This window comes from Wolbachia endosymbiont of Trichogramma pretiosum (assembly GCF_001439985.1).
In the GTDB taxonomy this organism is placed as follows: domain Bacteria; phylum Pseudomonadota; class Alphaproteobacteria; order Rickettsiales; family Anaplasmataceae; genus Wolbachia.
Genome location: NZ_CM003641.1, coordinates 79,956 through 100,120, shown reverse-complemented (window position 1 = coordinate 100,120; position 20,165 = coordinate 79,956). Strand labels below are relative to the sequence as shown.

The window sequence follows — 20,165 nt, the reverse complement described above, 5'->3', positions numbered from 1 at the left end:
GGAGGATTATGTTTTCCTAAGGATTTGTCAGCTTTAATTCAGCAACGGTATCAAATAGATTTTTTTGCTGCAGAGGTAAAATAAATCTCACGCTCTCTACTATATCATCAGCTGATTCAATAAGTTTAGCGCCGTTCTTAATTAAATAATTACTACCACTACAGCGTAAATCTAAAGGGAAACCAGAAATTGCAAATACCTCTCTCCCTTTATTCAAAGAAAAATCTGATGTGATGAGAGAACCAGACTTTTTTAATGCCTCAATTACCACAACACCGAGTGAAAGTCCAGATATAATTCGGTTTCTTTGGGGAAAATACTGAGGCTTTGGTTTAGTAGCAAATGGAAGCTGAGTAATTACTAATACGCCATTTTCATTGATTCTTTTGTATAGATCAAAATTTTCTCTTGGGTATACTACGTCAATTCTGCTTGCTGTAACAGCAATAGTGGGGTAGTTTTATATATTACACTGTTTGCTGCATTATCAATCCCTCTTACAAGACCAGAAATTACGATGAAACCAGCTTCGCTTAAATCGAGTGCCAACTTATTGGCAAAATTTCTCCCATTCATTGAAGAATTACGTCCACCGATTATTGCAATAATCTTACGAATTAATAATGATACATCACCAAGTATAGTTATTACAGGAGGACAACCAGAGATATTCCTTAAAATTTCATGGTAATCTGGATCACATGCTGGTGTTATTTTGTCTCCAATTTTTCTGCATTCTTAATTTCTTTTCGTGCATTTTAAATTCCATAATCCTTGTCAGTCAACTTATTAAGATATTTAAGCACTTCATATAGCGACCCACATGCTCTAAGTATACTAAAGAACTTTACTGGTCCCACAGTTCTAGACAAGCTTAGCCATATTTCTAATTCTTCGTTATTTAATTTATTTATCTTCATAAAAGGCTTGAATTTCTTATCAATTTAGTGTACCCAAGATAATGTAGATATACAGTGTTTTATGACGCATTTTGTTACAGATAAATGCATAAAATGTAAATATACGGACTGTGTAGAAGTATGTCCCGTTGACTGCTTTTATGAAGGTAAAAATATGCTCGTGATTAACCCAGATGAGTGTATTGATTGTGGAGTATGTATACCTGAGTGTCCAGTGGATGCGATTGTAACTGATGATTCCATAAAAGATATTATAGAACTAGAAGAAGGCTTGCTGAACAATGAACAAAAAATCTTTAAATCATTTTACAACATAAACGTAGAATATTCGCAAAAATGGCCAAACATTACAGCTAAAAAGCAACCCCTAGATACAGCAGAAGAGTATAAAGAAAAAAAGGATAAGACAGCTTATTTTGATGAAAATTTAGGGTCATAGAGTACAAAAATATACTTACATTTTTTTTTGATTAAATAGATTGTGAAATGGAACTATCTGTAGTTGCTGATCAATATGACATTGAAGGTGTAGAAACAGTTGATTACACAGATGTAAAGTGGAAGTCAAGTGGATTACAAAATTAAATTTTTAAAGAATATTACTGAAAAAGATCTTCCAGTTTTACTTTCAATCTGGTGTCTGATCATAAAGGAACCAGTTTGCATGACACCATCTGCAAGTTTCAATATCTGTACAGCTGTGGAATTTTTCAAAGCGTTTTTTTCTATTGAAGATAAAAGTATCTTTTACATATGATGTATAGCAGAATATTATGGTGCTTATGGTTCCAACTATAGCAATTTTAAGTGGTGGATTTTCTTGCGAAAGAGAAATATCGCTTATGAGCGGAAAAGCAGTAAAGAAGGCGCTTGACAGCCTTTCATATAAGGCAATAGAAATAGATGTTGATATCAACATTGCTCAAAAGCTTAAAAAAACTAATCCCGCTCTTGCTTTTATTGCCTTACATGGACCTTATGGTGAAGATGGCTGTATTCAAGGTTTATTGGAGATTTTAGGTATAAAATATACACACTCAGAAGTTATGGCTTCGGCTGTTGCTATGAATAAAGTGATGTCAAAGCATATATTCCATTCTCTTAATATAGATACTCCAAGAGGTTATGTAATTAGTCGGGAAGATGTGCTAAAAAATAATATTAAAGTTGATTACCCGTACATCTTAAAACCGATTAACGAAGGCTCAAGCATTGGAGTACACATGATTTTCTCACATGAGGATTACTTAGAGCTAAAAAATAACAGTTCTACTATAATGGAAAAGATAATCATAGAAGAATACATACCGGGTATAGAGTTACATACTGCTGTATTGCTGAACGAAGCAATTGGCACTATGGAAATACGACCAAAAAATAAATTCTATGATTATGAAGCAAAGTATACAGATGGATTTGCAGAACATATATTTCCTGCTAAAATTCCTGACAACATATATAGAATGACCTTGGAACACGCACTAAAAGTTCATCAATTTTTAGGATGCAAAACTGTCTCCCGCTCAGACTTCCGTTATAATCCCCAAAATAACACTTTAAAAATGCTTGAGATTAATACACATCCTGGCTTTACTGAATTATCGTTAGTACCAGAAATTGCAAAATTGACAAAAGGAATTGATTTTAATGAATTAATTAAAATTATTGTCAAAGACAGTTTACATCACAAGAATATTAGAGATCAAGCCGATGTTGAACAATGTTACTAGAAGCCAAAGGAGTTTTTTGCGCAAATGTGCTTTCATGATTATAACTGCACTTTTCCTTACACTAGTACTTTATAGTTCACTTGATAAAATAACAAGTCGATTCAATTACTACTTTACTTGGTGTAACGATCGCTTATCGAGCTTATTAATTAGCAATGGATTTTCAATCGACAAAGTAACCGTTACTGGAAACAAATTTACAAATGAACAGAACATTCTAAGCTTAGTAGATAGAACACAACCTATCATGTATGTATCACTCTCAAAACTAACAGATAATATACAATCTGTAAGCGAATGGATAACACATGTAAGAATTTATAGGATTTTACCCAACACCTTACTCATTGATATAAATGAACACAAACCTTTTGCTCTTTGGAAAGATGATGACAAAACTTCAGTAATTAACTCTGAAGGTAAAGTAATTGTAGATGATTACCAGATAGATAACCTCGTTATAATCAAAGGACAAAATTCATTATCAAGCCTAAAATTCATTAAATATATACTAGAGAGGAAAACTCAATTAAGTGATCATATTTCTTCTTGTGTTTATGTAGGAAATAGAAGATGGAATATCATACTCGATGACAGTGCCACAGTAAAATTGCCTGAAGATAATCCTTATAGCGCATGGGATTACTTAAGCCACTTGCAAAATACAACCGACTTTACTTTTAGCAATTGGAGCATAATTGATATGCGTGTTGCTGATAAGATCCTTGTGAAGAAGTGATCTGCTCGGTGCTCCTTTTTCATGTCATGCAAGTAGCCCTTTCTCTGTCATCCGAGTAGATTAAAACTGGAATCAAGGTTACAAGTAATCAATTAGGCTGGGTGAGTATGGGTTTTGCATTATAGAAGGAAGCATTAACCATTACTAAACAAAAAGCCTTGATCTGGAGTAGAATGTTTTAAAACAGAAACATCACAAAGATCTCTCTTAGAATGAGAGATTTCTTTAGCATGTTTGAGTCGTTTAAATATTTCAGTGTCTATATCTATATTCTTCTCAGCATAAGCACATAAAAGATCTAATAACTTTCCACCAGCTTTAATAGCAATTTCAATAGTCGTATTTCATTATTACCATCTTGAGAGTAGTTTAAGCTTGGTTTGAAACTATACTTATTTTTTGATTCCAATAATTCATCTACTTTATTTTAACCTATTTCTGTTGCTGCTTATTTTAGCGTATTAAACAATACATTATCTTGAAGTCTTTTTTGAACAAGATTTTTTTTGCTTGCACTTTTTCCAGTAATAAGTTTAAGATCTGTGCAACCAACATTAATGTTGGGGTTAGAAAGCAGAAGATCAACTATATCTATACGATCATTTTGTGCTACCAAACGTAAAGGAGTAATACCTTACTTAATCTTAGCGTTAACATCAGCCTTTTCCTTTAGAAGAAGGTTAACTATATATGTATGACCATTTTCTGCTGCCAAGTATAAAGGGGTAACACCTTTCTTTGGTGTAACAGTTTAGACCTGATCTAACAGCTTAATGAAGCAAGATAAAAATATAAATAAATTATAAATGAGTGTCAGAAATGAGTACAACACAAGAAAAACACTAGAACCAAAGTTGGGGTTACTAGAACTTGCAAAGCAATTAGGAGATGTATCCCAAGCGTGTAAAGTAATGGGGTATGCAAGGGATACATTTTACCGCTTCAAAGAGCTATATGAAACAGGAGGGGAAAAGCATTATATGAGATAAACAAAAGCAAACCATTACTTACCAATAGAGTACCAAAGGATACAGAAGAAGCAGTAGTTAAAATAGCAGTAGAGTTTCCAGCATATGGACAAGAAAGAGCAGCTAATGAATTAAAGAAAAAAGGAATTCTAATATCTGCTAGTGGTATAAGGTCAATATGGCAAAGAAACGATCTCGAAAATTTTAAAAAGAGATTGAAAGCCCTGGAAGCAAAGGTGGTCCAAGACGGTATAATTTTAACAGAGGAGCAAGTTGCTGCTTTAGAAAAAAAACTAAGGAACAAAAAGAAGCCAATGTTAGAAACAACACCCTGGATACTTAGGTAATCAAGATGCCTATTATGTAGGCAATATCAAAGGTATTGGAAGAATTTATCAACAAACTTTTATTGACACCTACTCTATAGTGGCCTTCGCTAAGCTTTATACGGAGAAAACTGCTATCACAGCTGCAGATCTTCTCAATGATAGAGTTATACCATTTTTTGATAAACAGAAAGTTCCATTGCTACGCATTTTAACTGATCTTGGTACATAGTATTGTGGTAAACTAGGGAATCATGCGTACCTGTTATGTTTGAGAGTAGAAAATATTGATCATTCTAGAACCAAAGCTTATTCTCCACAGACTAATGGTATATGTGAAAGGTTTCATAGAACTATGCAAGATGAATGTTACAATATTATCTTTAGGAAAAAGATTTATAGTACTTTGGAGGAGCTTCAATTAGATGTCGATCATTGGTTGCATTCTTATAACAGAGATAGACCTCATTCCAGTAAGTATTGCTATTCCTATGCAGACCTTTTTTGATAGTATTCATATTGCTTACCAAAAAAAAAATATTGATAACATTAAAATAGATTCTGATGTCGGTTTTGACTTCTTCGATTCTTCTGTCAGGTCAAGTCTAAACTGTTATAAATAAATTAATACCCACTTAATCTCACACATCACTAAAAACCTAAACGACACAGCCATTTCCAGAACCCAAAACTAGCTAGTGAGAGAAGAGTTTGTTTTGGTATGCGTTGGACTACCACGTAATATATAGGAACTTTTTATATGGTGATTTCACTGTAAGCTAAAACCAACTATATTAACCTACTTTACCATGTTTACATACGAACTGTTTTGTGTAACTTTGTTACGACAATTTCACATTCTTATTTACACAACGCGCTTTTATTTAAATTGTTCTCACGAAGGTAGGTGCTTTTTTGTGATTTTTTGAAAGAGTAAATGATCAAATTCCTTATAACACTTATTAGTATGGTCTTTTCATTAAATTTATCCTCTCAAAAAGACTGTGCTTTATCCATCTACTTTAATGATATTATAATATTTTACACCTAAATCTTTTCTATAAAAATTCACAATACGAATTAGTAAATAGATTATATTCAAACCTATTTTATTTATGAAATATAGAGCATACAATGAAGGCATTTCACCTTATAAATTTGCACATTTTCCTGAAGAGGTATTTGAGATTAGCAGTGAAGAAAATCAAGTAAAAGATAGTTTAGAAAGCAAAATAGAAAATCTACAACAGGAAAATTTTGATCTTAAAAAAAATATAGAGTTACAAAAACACTATAAGAAAATGGTAGAAGAGGAAGTAAGTGAACTTTCCAGAGAAATGCAAAACCTAGAAGAAAAAACTAAAAAGCTTGAAGTTAAATTACAAAAAAGTATAAGAAGTTTAACTGAAAATGATCAAGAAATCGAACAGCTAAAACATAAAGTAGGAATATTATTATTAGAAATTAAGAACAAAAGTGATGTAACTCAGAACTTAAATAACCAATTAAAAGAGGCAAAGAATGAAATTAAGTTAACAGACAAAATAAATAAAGAGTTACATCAAAAACTGGGTTTGACTGAAGCTGAGTTAAACAGAGTAAGAAAAGAAAGTACAATGCTGATAAACAGTATAGAGAATTTGAAAGGTCATCATGAAAATCAGATACTAGAAACAAAGAAGGAACTTAGTGACATAAGAGATCAATTGTATATTTATTTATCAGATTATAAAGAGCTATTTGCAGAATTAAGTAGTCTGCAGAAGGAAAACGAGAGTTTAAAACAGAAAAATTTCTATATTGGTAATGAAGTGTCTCTTGCAGATGAAATAAACAAAGAAAACGTAAGAGAAGACAATGTTAGCCCTTGCCCTGATTATGATGAAAGTTTTGGTGGTTGTTATAGTCAACTATTCTATACTGACGAGATAAACCGCAAAGAAAAAGGAAAAGATACTTTTCTTTTAATCCGTCAAAAAGACTCTTTTTCTCTAACAAAGGTAAAGCTGAATACAAGAGAAGAAGAAAAGTATGAAAGTATTTGGCAAAAAATAAATAAGATTCATGATTATCTAGACATTTTAGGTTGCTCTGGTAGTGAAGAAGAGTATGAGGAGTGCGAAAAAGAATTTGATAAAGTTATAAGCGCAGCACTGGAACAAGGAATAATGTTCACTTTTCCATATAAGTCTGGTATGTCCTTGATAGATCGTATAGCTGACACATTTCAAAAGCTATATTTATATGCTGAAACTACTCGAATTCATGAGTTCTTACACAAGAGCAAAATATTTCAGGTAATATCAGAAGGTGCATCTTTAAATAGATCGAGCGACGAAGAGCATGAAGATTTTGTGAACATAATTTATTCAGATTTAGACACTTTGAGTAAACGATCCGAAAACCTTTTAAAGCTTAAGGAATTAGCACTTGAAAGTATTTTAAATAAAAGTGAGCAAATTGATGGGCATGACTTTGGACTAGAAATAGATAATGGATATTTTTGCATAGATTATCCACAAAATAGTATTGTTGAAGTTGCAAGGATATTCAATAATCAAAAAGCTAAAGATTTAAATCTAAACATTGGTATACTTCAAATTGGAAACAGTATAATTAGAGTTGAAAATGTAGGAGGAAGGAGAAATTATACAGAATTATCGGGAGATGTCATTGAAATGTCTTTTACCACTGAAGTAGGAGAGATCAGTATTCATCTGTGTCCTAGTGATAAAGATAGTAATAAAATAGAAGTGAGTCTTGTCGATGAAGTAAGATTCAATAAGTTAGAGAATAAATCAAGTTTAGGGCAGAGTTGTCTTTTAGGTGGGAAAAGTGTTTTGACAGTTATAGAAAATGGGTATTTCGAAAGAAATAGTAGTGCTTTTAAAGAGTTCGGTGAGACTATTAGAAAGTCAGATTGTGCAATGGAAAATCCATCTAGCTTTCTAGAGAGAGTTAATATAAATTGTACTAGACAAAAATTAATCTGACAGGTGAGAATTAACTTACAGAAGAATTCAAAACTAATATCAGTCTCTTGTTTAATGTTACTAATATTTTTCTAAAAAGCAATTTGTTTACTATCAAGACAAGTTTGCATAGGCATAGCAATATTTGCCTAAATGAGGCCTTGTCTCATTGTAAGAACGCAGCCAATGATCAACATCAATCTGCAAATCTTTCAAAGAGCTGTAGATTTTCTTTCTAAAGATAATATTGTAACACTCATCTTGCGTAGTTTTATGAAACCTCTTGCATATTACATTAGTTTGTGGAGAATTGGCCTTAGTTCTTGAATGATCAATGTTTTCAATTCCCAAATAAAGCTGATAAGAATGATTCTCTGTTTTGCCACAGTCCCTATCAGTCAAAATGCGTGATAATGACACATTTTATCCATCAAAGAATGGTATATTAAGAGGATCTACAGCAGTGATTGCAGTTTTGTCTATTTGCCATAGCAACCCTTGAATAGGTATCAATGAAAGTTTGCTGGTAGATCCTTCCTATACCTTTGATATTGCCTACATAATAAGTGTCTTGAGAACCCAAATAACCAGTATTTCAATTTCACCATCTTTATTCTTTCACTTTCTCTAAAGCTGCAAGTTGCTCTTCAGTTAAAATTATTCCATCTTGTGCAACCTTCGCTTCAAGGGCTTTAAGTCTTTTTTTGAACGTTTTAATGTCGTTTCTTAGCTATAACAACCACCTTCGGATACCTCTTTTCTCAGCTCATTTGCAGCTCTTTGCTGTCCATATGCTGGAAATTCTGTTGCAATATTTACTACTGCTCTTTCTATATCTTCGGAAACTCTGTTTGCAAATAGCGGTTTTTTTTCTTACTTATTTCATGTAACGCCTCTTCTCCTCCATTTTCGTATAACTCCTTGAATCTATAAAACGTATCTCTTCAATATCCAATTGCTTTGCACGCTTGAGATACATTCCCGAGCTGTTTTGCTAGCTCTAATAAACCTAGTTTTGGTTTTAATATTTTTGTTTGTATTGTATTCATTTCTAACACTCCTTTCTTTATTATTTTATAACTTACTTTTTTAAAGTGTCAGATTAAATCTTGTTTAATACAGAGAAATCATATATTAGAGGGGTGCTTAGCTATTTAACTGGCTTTGTTGCATAAATGTTTATAAAGAGCAGGGAGTGTTCAATTGTATTAAATAAGAGTCTGATATTAGTTTTTAATTCTTCTATCAGTTAATTCATTCCCATCAGATTAAGTTGTGTTTAGCACAACTTGTTCCACTGTTCTTCATCTAAAATTTCCACACCCAATTCCATTGCTTTTTTATATTTTGAACCTGGATCTTCCCCTGCAATTAAATAGTCAGTTTTAGTAGAAAGGCTTGAACTGATCTTTGCCCCTAAAACTTTAGCTCTTACTTTTGCCTCCCCTCTGCTCATAGCACGTAGCTTACCAGTAAACACTATAGTTTTGTTATTCAAAAAAGAATCGCTAGAGTTGGAGCTCACGGGAAGAATTTGCAGATATGCAGTAAGGTTATTTAACATTTTAATGTTACGTTCCTGAGAAAAAAACGATTTTAAAGATTCAGCTACTTTTTCTCCTATACCATCTATACCTACCAACTCAACATCATTTAATGACATCGCATTATACCAGTTATCATAAGATACATAATAATTTGCGAGCAATTCTGCTGCAACTTGGCCGATAAATCTGATACCCAAAGAAAATATGAACCTATCTAGAGTGATTACTCTTCTGTTTTGTATAGCACTTAATAGATTAGCTATTGAATTCTCGCCCCAACCATGATGCTCTTTCAATGAAAACTCTTTTAATCTTTCCTCTAAAATAAAAATGTCTGGAATTTGTCTTATTAGGCTAAGATCATAAAAAAACTTTATTTGTTTTTCACCAAAGCCAACAATGTCAAATGCATCTTTTGATACAAAATGTTTTAGTTTTTCTACTATTTGAGCCTTGCAATTAAATTCTTCAGGACATCTTACTGCCACTCCTTCAATCTGCACTTTACTGCCACATTCAGGACATATGTCAGGAAAAACAAATTCAGGCATATTTGTATGACGAGAACCTTCATCTACTTTGACAATTTGAGGAATTACATCCCCAGCCCTTTTAATTGTTACAACATCTCCCTCTCTTATATCTTTACGTTTTATCTCATCTTTGTTATGTAGACTTGCTCTTCTAACTAATACTCCACCAATATTGACTGGTACTAAATCTGCAACTGGAGTTAAAACCCCCGTTCTACCCACCTGTATAAATATTTTATTTAACTTTGTCTTCGCATAAATAGCAGAAAACTTATATGCAAGTGCTGAGCGTGGAGCTTTGTGTGTACTTCCCAGACGACTTTGTAGTACCAAATCATTCACTTTATAGACTATCCCATCGATATCATAATCCAAGTTATAACGACAGTCATAGATCTCGTTATAGAACGAGAGCATTCCATTCAAACTACTTGTTAAGGAACGATGCTCATTTACGCAAAAACCAAATTTCTCAAGCTTTTCTAGTATCTCACTTTGACTTTTCTCTATTCCACCAATTAAATAATAAGCAAAATATCTAAGAGGCCTTTTTGCTGTAATGTTCGCATTCATTTGCTTTAAAGAACCAGCAGCTGCATTTCGAGGATTAGCGAATTCATTATTTTCATTTAACTTTAAAAAGTCGCTGTTACTGATATATATTTCACCCCTTACTTCTAGTCTTCCTTGCACATCTTGTAAAAACTTAGGAAAGTCTTTTATTGTTGCAACATTGTGAGTAACATCCTCTCCTACAAAACCGTCACCTCGAGTTGCAGCTTTAACAAATTTCCCATCTTCATAAATTGCAGAAAATGACAATCCATCAATTTTTGGCTCACACAGTATTTCTATTTCATCTGCAATTAAAAATCTCTTTATTTTAGACAAAAATTTTTCTACACCTTGCTCATCATAAGCATTCTCAAGAGAAAGCATAGGTTCTTGATGTTCCACCTTAGAAAATCTCTCATCAGGTGGAGCACCAACACTATCTTGTATTGCATAAGCTTTTGGCTCTATTGCAGCTAACTCTTTCTTCAGTTCATCATATTCAGCATCACTTATCTCTGGCTTACTTTTTTGATAATATAAGGTATTATGATAGTTAATTTGATTTTGCAGTTTTTCTCTCATCTTTTCCAAGTCAGTCATGATACCAATATAATGCTCTTTATCGTCAAGTCATGATTTTTTTTAAGGTACTATAAATTTATACTACTGCCCTGAAAAACTATACTAATATTAATATAATTTTTGTATTTATATATTAATATTAGTATAGTTTTTAAATTAAGGAGTACATTATGAAAGAATACAATTACAAAAATTTGGCTAACGAATCAAACTTCGTCTCTCAAGAGTATCGTGCAGGAATGTTTGATAAAATTCTTGGTATAAGCAAAACAGCAAAAGAAGCTGCGAATCAAGTAATATCTAAAATGGGTAACTATTTAAAACTAGAAGCTAGAAAAGCATCTCAAGATGAAGTAAAAAAATAGAAGGAAAAATGCTAACTTTAGCTGAAGAGCAAGCTAATCAAATAGAAAAATATCGACTTCTCTTGATAAGACAGTAAAGTAAGTGGAAGCAAATGCTAAAAAAGTAGTGAAAAAAAAGTAGGATAGGAAGTTGCAGACCTGCTAAAGCCAGAAATATAAACTCAGGTAGAAGAAGCAGTAAAAAACACACTGAAGAAAAAATTGAAAGCCTTATAAAACCTAAAATTACAGACAAAGTAGCCGATATTGTCACTTCACAAAGCAAAGAAATAAGAATACTTTTAGAAGATGAAATGAATAAATTAATCGAAGATGCACATAAAAATATGAATGGGAAAATAGATCAGATTAAATGTGAACTTACAGAAATAAAATCTAATATCTTAGAAGATAGTGCAAAAAGTTTCCTTGAGAGCGCAAAATTATTGTCTTTTGCTGCACAAGATGAAATATGTAAAAACTAAGATTTAGTGTGTTTTTAATCACAACAGGGGTTTTATATAAGGTTTTTATGTTTTTTTTTAACCCATAAAAACCTGAGGATAAATAAAGAGAAAAATATCTGTTAAGTTGCATGTCTACTGTGCGAAATTGGGATCCATTGTTCCTTTCTGGATTACATCGTCACGCGCTGAAATGACAGCTATTTGTTTTTAGTACTCCCTTTCCTGTCACTCAATTAGCCTTTTCTTTTCATTCCAGTGCCTAGACACTAGTGCTCATAGGCAAACTAATCATAGGAGGTATTATAATAAAAACAACGTTTGCAATGAAACTACATAAAGCAAGTTTCACAAACCGGAATGACACCTATTATTGTTTTTACTTTATATCTTTACTTGTCTATCTTATTTTGCCATTCTATTGAACAAATACAGAAAAATAAACTGTAGTATCTAACTTTGATGCAAAAAGATCGACATATAACACGTAGAAGTTACTGAATCACTTTAGCCATATATAGAATTATTTTGTTAAATATCCTCTACTCCCAGGCTTCATTATGGGTAATTGTTTTAATTCACTTGGCAGTTCTTCCTCGCTATAGTTTTTGATATTTAGTTCAATCAAAGATATGATAGGAAAAGGTAGTTTTGTTTCACTATTTCTCTTGATCAAAGAAGCTCCAGCAAAAACTTCACCTCCCTTCTCTTCTGCACATTTTACTGCTTCAAGTGAAGATTTACCTGTGGTAATCACATCTTCAATTAGTAATATCTTCTCACCTTGTTTAATCTCAAATCCACGGCGTAATTCAAATTCACCATTAACACGTTCGCAAAATATTGTTCGGATTCCAAGCTGTCTACCAATCTCATAACCCACTATTATTCCACCAATTGCAGGAGATAGTATTAAATCTATGGGTTCAATAAGCTCTTTTCTTATTTTATTCGCCAATAGCTCACAAACGTTCATTGCTCCGCTTGGATTTTCAAAAATTTTAGCGCATTGTATGTAAGTGTTGCTGTGCAGCCCTGATGAGAGTACAAAATGTCCGTGCAAAATCGCACCAGCCTCTTCAAATTCTTTTATTATTGTATTATCTAATATCATTCTTGAGTTTTAAATTCTTTATTAATTATCTGTGTTATACAGATATCAGACCATACATTTATTGCAGTTTCAAACATATCAATAATTGTATAAATAGGCAAAATCAATCCCATAATGTACAAAGGAACATTCATTGATACCAAACAACTAGTTGCCATAAAATAGCACCCCATCGGCACTCCAGCGTTACCAATTGCAGCTCCTGTAGCTAAAAAAATCCATATGAACATCTCACTTAAGGAAAATGTGTGCCCATTCATCTCTGCAACAAACATCACTGTGATTAAAATAAATGCAGCACACGCATTCATATTGACTGTTGTGCATATTGGTAGAATAAAAGATGACAATTTCTTTGGTACCTTTAGCTGATTTTGCACACATTCTATAGTTGTAGGCAGCGTTGCACTAGATGATTTAGAAAAAAATGCAAGTGTAAGTGCTGGCATAACACCTTTCATCGTTTGAATTGGTGATATACCTTTATGCCACATAAGTAGTGGCAAAATCACAAATGCTTGCACGAAATTTGCAGACATTATGCAAGCAAAATACCAAAAAAGACTATGGAATTCGCTGCCACCTTTTAACTCGCATAAAAAACATGTGATAAAAGACCATACAGCAAGAGGAATAAACTTTAATAACCCTTGAGTAATGCTAAGAAGTGTATCAAATAGTGCAGAAAATGTTTGGTGTAATATATCTTGTTTTTCTTTTGAGAGCGAAATAATAGCTCCACCCATCAAAAAAGCAATCAATATGCTGCCAATAACGTTATTTTCAAGAAAAACTTGCACAAAATTTGATGGAATGAGTGATTTTAAGTATGAAAAGTAATTGTGGTTGCTGTCACTCACACTTTCTATTGTGTTACTTATGAAATTTTTTCTTACTGGATCTATAAATAAATAGAAAGATAGAGAAACAAATGCAGCTATAATGGTTGTAAGCAGCGTATAAAACAGCGTCTTCTTAAGTAATACTTTAATTTCAATTGAGTCTTTAAGCCCTGAAATTGTGGAAACGACAGATAGAAAAACCAAAGGTAAACTGATTAGTTTCAACAAACTGATGAATATATCACTAAATAGCTTTGCTACTTCAAATAGCACTTCATTATTTAGATAGTAAGCGACAATTGCAAATAGTATAGAAAAGAATATTGCAAGTTTGCGCATCGAAAATAAAACCTCAAAATGATACTATACAATAACTTTTGGAATTAGGTTAAGATAATCAGCAGCAGCTATCCACCTAACACTCTTATCTCCCACTCAAGTTCAATGTTAAATTTATCTTTTACTGCATCTTTTACTCTGTTGCCAATGTTTTCTAAGTCGAATGCAGTTGCGTTATTGTAATTGAGCAGAAAATTACAATGTTTCTTAGAAATTTTAGCTCTACCGTTACTTAATCCTCGGCAGCCAGACTCATCAATCAGTTTCCATGCCTTGCAGCCTATTGGATTTTTGAATATACAACCAGCAGTATTTCCTCTTACTGGTTGACTTTTATTTTTTTTATCAATAACCTTTTTCAATCTTTGCAATATAAGCTCATACTCTGAACTTACTCCTTTAAATTCAGCTTCAATAAAAATCCACCTACCTTCTAGACTATGTCCACGATAAAAATATCCCATTTCTTCACTGGAAAATTCATATAAATTTCCATCTTCTAGATTCACTGCCCTTATAAACTTTACAACACTCGCAACATCACTGCCATATGCACCTGCATTCATCTCTATCCCACCGCCAACTGTTCCTGGAATTCCAGCAAGAAACTCAAGCCCACTAATTTTCTGTTCCCCGGCAAAGTATGCAAGGTTACTAAGCAATGCAGCACCACCTGCAACAATGGAGTTATTACCTTTACATTTTATATATGCAAATTCCTTGCCTAATTTCACCGTTATTCCTCGAATGCCACTATCTTGCACTATTATGTTAGATGTTGCACCGATAATGCTAATTGGTAACTCAGTATCTTTTATCAAGCACATTAGATCTTCAACGTCACGTGGTTTAAATAGTACATCAGCTTGTCCACCAACATTTAACCAAGTTACTTTAGACAGTGAAACATTATAACGGTATATTCCACATACTTTAGGTAAGCTTATAAGCATTTTGATTTTAACTCTAATCCTGCATCCATACCCATTTTTTCTGCATCTTCTACAAACGCAGTGCGTTCAGTAAAGCATATAACTCTCTCGCCCGCTAACATACAATAAAGATGTAGCATGTTTTCACTCACATATTCTGCTAAAGCTGCAAGCGGTGTAAAACATGAACCATTTACTGTCTTCATGAAACTGCGCTCTGATTTCGCCCTTATAAAAGATATATTATTATTAATTTTCTCTAAAAGATCGATAACTTTTATATCATTCTTTCGGCATTGAATGCAAATTGCCCCCTGCCCTACTGCGCTTAACATGACTTTTGGTGGCAATACCTCTGTAATTAAGTGATATTTTTTTAATCTTATCAGCCCTGCTTCAGATAAAATCATTCCATCAAAATTCTGATTTTGCAGTCTAGTTGTCACATTTCCACGCAGTGACACTACATTTAAGTCTGGCCTTAGATTTAACAGCTGAACTTTTCTTCTGATTGAAGAAGTTGCAATTGTAGCCTGCTGTGGCAAAGTTTTTAGGCTCTTATATTTATGAGAAATAAATACGTCACATGGACTTAGCCTCTCTAAAACACAAGGAATTGTTAAGTCCTTAGAGAAAAACGCAGGTACATCTTTTAGCGAATGAACCGCCATATCTATATTATTTTTGAGTAATTCAGCCTCAATCTCCCTGAGGAAGAGTCCTTTACCTCCTATTTCAGCAAGGGCTACATTAGCATATTTATCACCAGAAGTTTTGATTTTAATGATCTCAACGGATAAATTAGGAAAAGACTCTAATAATCTTTGTTTTGCTTCCAAAGCTTGGATGATCGCAAGGTCGCTTCCTCTCGTACCTATTTTAACTAGCATATATCCTTCATATTATATGTCTATATTATATGTCCATTTTTATTATCTCCAGTTTAGTTATTGAATACTTTATAATTAGTGCACAGTATCACGAACATTTAGTAATCGACGAGTATGTATGTTTGATCTTTTAAAAGATTCTAATGGCATATTTAATAAAAAGAATATTTTACCTCTTATAGGTGCCACTGTCGCTATTATTCTAACAGCATTAAGTGCAGTAGTAGTAATTTCCAGATTTTCCTCTCACCCCTCTCTATCTAGTCCTCTCGGTTGAAAAGATTTAAGTTATAATAAGTTTCTTGCTAATCACATACCACTTAGCATAGTTATTTTCTTAACACTTGGTTTATGCACTTACCTTGCAATTGATAAAATGAGACAAAACAAACAGAGAATCTGAGAGCCAACTCTGAACCTAATATATGTGTATATACTGCTTCAATAAATGATATTCTAGAAGAACAAAATCAATTATAGAGATATTGGTTCTAGGCTTCTTTTTCATCTTTCACGGACCTTTTCATTTAGATGCTTGTGATTAGCAACCATTCAGTTTACACTTTACCTAAGTATAGTTTAAATTTATGCTAAACAAGCTCACAGTTAAATCTCTTTCAGTATTGCTAATTTTTTTGTTATCTTTATATATAGTACTGCCGAACTTCTTTGATAATAAGTTTCTCACCTCAAAAAAGAGGATAAATCTAGGGCTCGACCTGAAAGGTGGATCATCTATGCTCCTGAACGTAGACTTAGATTTTTACTTCAAAGAGAAACTAAGCATGCTAACCGATGAAATAAAAGAAGGTCTGTTAACACAAAAGATTGAATTTAGCGCAAAAAACGATAAACAAGTGGTTGTAACTTTAAATAATATTGATGATTACAAAAAAGTTTCAACGTTAATACATAAAATAAACCCAAATTTAGAATTGAGTAGAAAAAATACTGCAATTTTCCTTTCATATAAAACGCATTATAAGAATTCATTAATCAATGAAGTAGTTTCAGAGTCAATAGTCAATGTTCAAAGACGCTTAGATAAGCTTGGTACTAAGGAAGTAAGTGTGCAAAAACAAGGACAAAATAAGATATTAGTCCAAGTTCCTGGAGTAGAAGACACTCAGCAGATAAAATCTCTGCTTGGCAAAACAGCCAAGCTGGCCTTCCATTTGGTAAACACCAATGTAACTAAAATGCAAGATATCGATCACGACACTACGATTATGCTCAAGGATTCTTTGGGTAATTTCTACCCGATATTCCGCAAAACTGAAATAGGCGGTGATTCATTAGTTAACGCATCAGTTAGATTTGGCAATTTAGGTAAACCTACAGTACATTTCAAATTCGACAGCATAGCAAGCAAAAAATTTGCAAAAACTACTAAAGAAAATGTAGGAAAGCCTTTTGCAATTGTTTTAGATAACACAGTCTTAACTGCACCAACAATACGTGAACCTATTCTAAATGGAGAGGGAGAAATTAGCGGTAATTTCACTGAAAAACAAGCGAGTGAACTTGCAATACTTTTAAAATCAGGTGCACTACCTGCACCACTTAAAATAATTGAAGAAAAAAACATTGGTCCAAGCCTTGGAGAAGAGTCAATAAAAGCAGGAGAAATTGCAGCAATAATCTCTATCATAGCCGTTGGTTTATCTATAATCATTACTTACGGCAAACTAGGCTTGTTGGCGTCTGTTGCACTCGTTTTTAATGTAATCTCTATACTACTCATTCTTACCTTACTTGAAGCAACTCTTACTCTTCCTGGAATTGCTGGAATTGCACTAACTGTTGGCATGTCGGTGGATGCAAATGTTCTAATATTTGAACGCATCCGCGAAGAAATAAGAGCAGGAAAAAGAACAGCTCGTGCCATTGAAGAAGGGTTTAAAAATGCAATAAAAACAATTCTTGATTCAAATCTCACCACACTGATTGCTGCAGGAATAATGTTCATTGTTGGTAGCGGAGCAATTAGAGGGTTTTCTGTCACTTTATCGATAGGAGTTTTATGCTCAATGTTTTCTGCAATTATAGTCACAAAACTTCTGATAGAACTGTGCATTAACCTGCAAAAGCTAGTACTTTAGTATCTGTTCAGCAGAGTGACAAAATAAGATAGACGAGAAAAGACAACTAAATAGTTGTCATGCAAGTAGCTGTCCAGTCTTTTCGTCTTCAAAAACTTTGTAACATGTTTGCCAATTTAGTGAGCATAAAACCAATATATTTGTGGAGGAAAAGGAAAAAAGAAACGGAAACCACCTTCAGACTATCACAAAGGATATGGCCATAAGATTAAAGATATGGATAGATTTATCAAATTTATGAATGGAAATCAGGATATTAGGATTGAAAAGATAATTGAAGAATTTGGTAATATGTGTAGAAGCACAGTATATAACTACCTTAGCAAAGTAAACTATACATATAAAAAAACTTTTCTTTATCAAGAAAGAGATAAAGAGAAACGCAAAGAGTTCATAAAAAAAAGTAGAAGAAATAAATAAAGAAAACTTGATATACATAGATGAGTCTGGAATAGAGGACAATGAATTTTATGAATATGGGTGGTCTCAAAGAGGCAAGAGGTTATTTGCCCAGGATTCAAAAGAAAGAAGGTAAGCATAATTGGAGCACTGAATGAAGGAAAAGTTAAAGCACTATGGATAATTGATGGCTACTGCAACAGCAAGATTTTTGATGCTTATGTAGAAAATGTACTTGTTCCTGTATTTAAACTTGGACAGACTATTGTTCTCGACAATGCGAGTTTTGATAAATCTGCAAGGACGAAAAATGTGATAAAAATATTGGGTGTAAAATTTTATTCTTGCCTCCATACTCGAAAGATTTAAATCGAATTGAGAAGTTCTGATCAAGCGCTCCATAAGAAAGGCTCTACAAACCTTTTGGCCCAATATTAATTCGGCTATTAATTTTGCCTTTCAGTGCTTGAGCAGATCTTACTTCGGTTAGCTATATTACTAAAATCTAGTATTCTACATTTTACTTTAATAGCTCTTTATCTTCCTTAAATCTGAATGTTTTATCAATGCATCTTCTATTCAGCCGTCAGCAATACTTTCACTTATTCCATAGCTTTGCGCTATATGGAAATATGTACGGTATTTGCGCAAATATTCTAGTACTATTAACAAACATGCATTGTTTATTTGGTTTTCCTCCTCTTGCCTTTTTCTTGGCCTCTTCCTCTATTAAAATTTCTATTATTTTTCCAATGTTTTTCTTTTTACTCCTCTTAGTCTTCAAAGCTTCTCTTCATCAAGTTTACTTACCTGCTCAAAATTTATACCTTCCTTAATATTGCTTCTACTACTTGTTTCTTAAGTTATCCAAGAAGTCTAATGACAAGAAAAGAAGCACTGACCACTTTTGCTTCAGATGCCCTTGAATAGATATTATTACTAAAAATTAAACATTAAACCAACTTCAATACTATGAGTGGATATATCATCTGAAATAGGTGTTGGAATATTAAAGTAACGATAGCCGAGAAAGGTTTTAACTTCTGGAATTACTGAGTAATCAATACCAAGCTTTATTTGATAAACAAGCCAAGGAACATTCAGTGGCACTAAATTTTTAGATGATTGATCAATCCTTTTTAATCTAAAAACTGTTGATCCTATACCAAGACCAATATACGGAGCAAATTGAGTATTTTGAACATTAGGGTTATAGTAAAAATTTAATAAGAATGCAGATACGCTTGCTGATTTATAAAACACCGGAGGAGAGTTACTATCTTCGATATTGACTTTAGAATACACGGTCTCAAAATCAACTCGGCCATTTTCTCCAGCAGAGTAACCTACAGATATGCTGCCAAGCAACTGAAAATCAATTTTACCGTTAAATTTTTTTATGTTTTTAATTTCATCTCCTAAGAATAGGTCTAAAAGAACACCAACATAACGGCCCTTAGATAAAGCAAGAATTCTTTTTCCTATTGCACGCATACCTTCCACAAATATTTCTGAGTTATCAGAATATATCTTACCACCGTTAGCACTAACATAGAAAACAAGTTTTCTTGGTTTTTCCTTTGTAGGCTCAGCTTGATCTGCAATACTTGGCCACATATTTTTCTGATTAGCTACTTGGAAAACAGAAGGTGAACTACTTTCAAGTTCTTGACGTTTTATTGGCACTTCTTTTTCAGTAACTTCTTCAGAATTTATCACACTTTCATTATTATCTTTTTCTAATTTTAACGATTGTACTTGCTCAATGTGTGTATTATTACTGACATAAGTAATAAAAAAATAGACACACGGAATGAAGATAAAAAATAAAGCAACAGATAATCTAATTATCATAGAGGAGTTATCA

General features: G+C 32.9%; 16 protein-coding genes and 5 pseudogenes. 10 read left to right on the top strand and 11 right to left on the bottom strand.

Annotated elements, in window-relative coordinates:
- Positions 1-49 precede the first annotated feature (49 nt).
- Positions 50-920: pseudogene (locus wTpre_RS07250) on the bottom strand (DNA-processing protein DprA); the annotation flags it as partial.
- 61 nt (positions 921-981) lie between these two features.
- Here wTpre_RS07250 and wTpre_RS00490 point away from each other — a divergent pair.
- The 3 genes from wTpre_RS00490 (at position 982) to wTpre_RS00475 (ending at position 3,389) form a co-directional block, all read left to right on the top strand.
- Positions 982-1,359, top strand: a complete 378-nt coding sequence (locus wTpre_RS00490) for a ferredoxin family protein (RefSeq protein WP_068651167.1) — start codon at positions 982-984, stop codon at positions 1,357-1,359.
- Positions 1,360-1,696: 337 nt separating this feature from the next.
- Positions 1,697-2,650 carry a D-alanine--D-alanine ligase gene (locus wTpre_RS00480; RefSeq protein WP_068652564.1) on the top strand — a complete coding sequence of 318 codons (954 nt, stop codon included), beginning with the start codon at positions 1,697-1,699 and terminating at the stop codon, positions 2,648-2,650.
- Positions 2,631-3,389 carry a cell division protein FtsQ/DivIB gene (locus tag wTpre_RS00475; protein ID WP_068651163.1) on the top strand — a complete coding sequence of 253 codons (759 nt, stop codon included), beginning with the start codon at positions 2,631-2,633 and terminating at the stop codon, positions 3,387-3,389. The genes wTpre_RS00480 and wTpre_RS00475 overlap by 20 nt, the downstream gene beginning before the upstream one ends.
- Before the next feature lie 448 nt (positions 3,390-3,837).
- Here wTpre_RS00475 and wTpre_RS05545 read toward each other — a convergent pair whose 3' ends face one another.
- Both wTpre_RS05545 and wTpre_RS07245 read right to left on the bottom strand, forming a co-directional pair.
- Positions 3,838-4,020: a hypothetical protein gene (locus wTpre_RS05545; RefSeq protein ID WP_369665145.1), complete on the bottom strand. Its 183-nt coding sequence runs from the start codon at positions 4,018-4,020 to the stop codon at positions 3,838-3,840.
- 3 nt (positions 4,021-4,023) lie between these two features.
- Positions 4,024-4,116: pseudogene (locus wTpre_RS07245) on the bottom strand (ankyrin repeat domain-containing protein); the annotation flags it as partial.
- 79 nt (positions 4,117-4,195) lie between these two features.
- Here wTpre_RS07245 and wTpre_RS00465 point away from each other — a divergent pair.
- Both wTpre_RS00465 and wTpre_RS00460 read left to right on the top strand, forming a co-directional pair.
- Positions 4,196-5,306, top strand: a pseudogene (locus wTpre_RS00465) (IS481 family transposase).
- Between the two features lie 492 nt (positions 5,307-5,798).
- A complete protein-coding gene (locus tag wTpre_RS00460) occupies positions 5,799-7,676 on the top strand; it encodes a hypothetical protein (RefSeq protein WP_068651159.1) in 1,878 nt (625 codons plus the stop codon).
- A 71-nt stretch (positions 7,677-7,747) separates the two neighbouring features.
- On the opposite strand, the pseudogene wTpre_RS00455 reads toward wTpre_RS00460, so the two are convergent.
- Positions 7,748-8,704 (bottom strand): annotated as a pseudogene (locus tag wTpre_RS00455) (helix-turn-helix domain-containing protein).
- 230 nt (positions 8,705-8,934) lie between these two features.
- A complete protein-coding gene (gene ligA, locus wTpre_RS00450; protein WP_068651155.1) occupies positions 8,935-10,890 on the bottom strand; it encodes an NAD-dependent DNA ligase LigA in 1,956 nt (651 codons plus the stop codon).
- 152 nt (positions 10,891-11,042) lie between these two features.
- Between ligA and wTpre_RS00445 the strand changes: the two genes are divergently transcribed.
- Both wTpre_RS00445 and wTpre_RS05770 read left to right on the top strand, forming a co-directional pair.
- Positions 11,043-11,237 (top strand): hypothetical protein, encoded by a 195-nt coding sequence (locus wTpre_RS00445; RefSeq protein WP_245609449.1) that lies wholly within the window; start codon positions 11,043-11,045, stop codon positions 11,235-11,237.
- A gap of 293 nt (positions 11,238-11,530) precedes the next feature.
- Positions 11,531-11,701 carry a hypothetical protein gene (locus wTpre_RS05770; protein ID WP_179945517.1) on the top strand — a complete coding sequence of 57 codons (171 nt, stop codon included), beginning with the start codon at positions 11,531-11,533 and terminating at the stop codon, positions 11,699-11,701.
- A 502-nt stretch (positions 11,702-12,203) separates the two neighbouring features.
- Here wTpre_RS05770 and pyrE read toward each other — a convergent pair.
- From pyrE to hemC, 4 genes are all read right to left on the bottom strand, one after another.
- Positions 12,204-12,794 carry an orotate phosphoribosyltransferase gene (gene pyrE, locus wTpre_RS00440; RefSeq protein ID WP_068651153.1) on the bottom strand — a complete coding sequence of 197 codons (591 nt, stop codon included), beginning with the start codon at positions 12,792-12,794 and terminating at the stop codon, positions 12,204-12,206.
- A complete protein-coding gene (locus tag wTpre_RS00435) occupies positions 12,791-13,975 on the bottom strand; it encodes a dicarboxylate/amino acid:cation symporter (RefSeq protein WP_068651151.1) in 1,185 nt (394 codons plus the stop codon). Before wTpre_RS00435 ends, pyrE begins: the two co-directional genes overlap by 4 nt.
- Positions 13,976-14,043: 68 nt before the next feature.
- Positions 14,044-14,928: a UDP-N-acetylmuramate dehydrogenase gene (gene murB, locus wTpre_RS00430; RefSeq protein WP_068651149.1), complete on the bottom strand. Its 885-nt coding sequence runs from the start codon at positions 14,926-14,928 to the stop codon at positions 14,044-14,046.
- The gene (gene hemC / locus wTpre_RS00425) at positions 14,919-15,797 is read right to left on the bottom strand and encodes a hydroxymethylbilane synthase (protein ID WP_068651147.1); all 879 of its coding nucleotides are present in this window, start codon (positions 15,795-15,797) and stop codon (positions 14,919-14,921) included. Before hemC ends, murB begins: the two co-directional genes overlap by 10 nt.
- A gap of 587 nt (positions 15,798-16,384) precedes the next feature.
- Here hemC and secD point away from each other — a divergent pair.
- From secD to wTpre_RS00405, 3 genes are all read left to right on the top strand, one after another.
- Positions 16,385-17,899 carry a protein translocase subunit SecD gene (gene secD / locus wTpre_RS00415; RefSeq protein WP_068651145.1) on the top strand — a complete coding sequence of 505 codons (1,515 nt, stop codon included), beginning with the start codon at positions 16,385-16,387 and terminating at the stop codon, positions 17,897-17,899.
- 216 nt (positions 17,900-18,115) lie between these two features.
- Positions 18,116-18,319, top strand: coding sequence for a winged helix-turn-helix domain-containing protein (locus wTpre_RS00410; protein WP_245609448.1), 204 nt, complete (start codon positions 18,116-18,118; stop codon positions 18,317-18,319).
- A 60-nt stretch (positions 18,320-18,379) separates the two neighbouring features.
- Complete coding sequence (locus wTpre_RS00405; RefSeq protein ID WP_068651143.1) at positions 18,380-18,667, top strand: transposase; 288 nt, start codon at positions 18,380-18,382, stop codon at positions 18,665-18,667.
- A 225-nt stretch (positions 18,668-18,892) separates the two neighbouring features.
- Here the strand turns inward: wTpre_RS00405 and wTpre_RS07350 are convergent.
- Both wTpre_RS07350 and wTpre_RS00395 read right to left on the bottom strand, forming a co-directional pair.
- Positions 18,893-19,123, bottom strand: a pseudogene (locus wTpre_RS07350) (transposase family protein); the annotation flags it as partial.
- A gap of 114 nt (positions 19,124-19,237) precedes the next feature.
- Entirely contained in the window at positions 19,238-20,152 is a 915-nt protein-coding gene (locus wTpre_RS00395; RefSeq protein WP_068651139.1) for a P44/Msp2 family outer membrane protein, read from the bottom strand.
- Between the last annotated feature and the right edge of the window lie 13 nt (positions 20,153-20,165).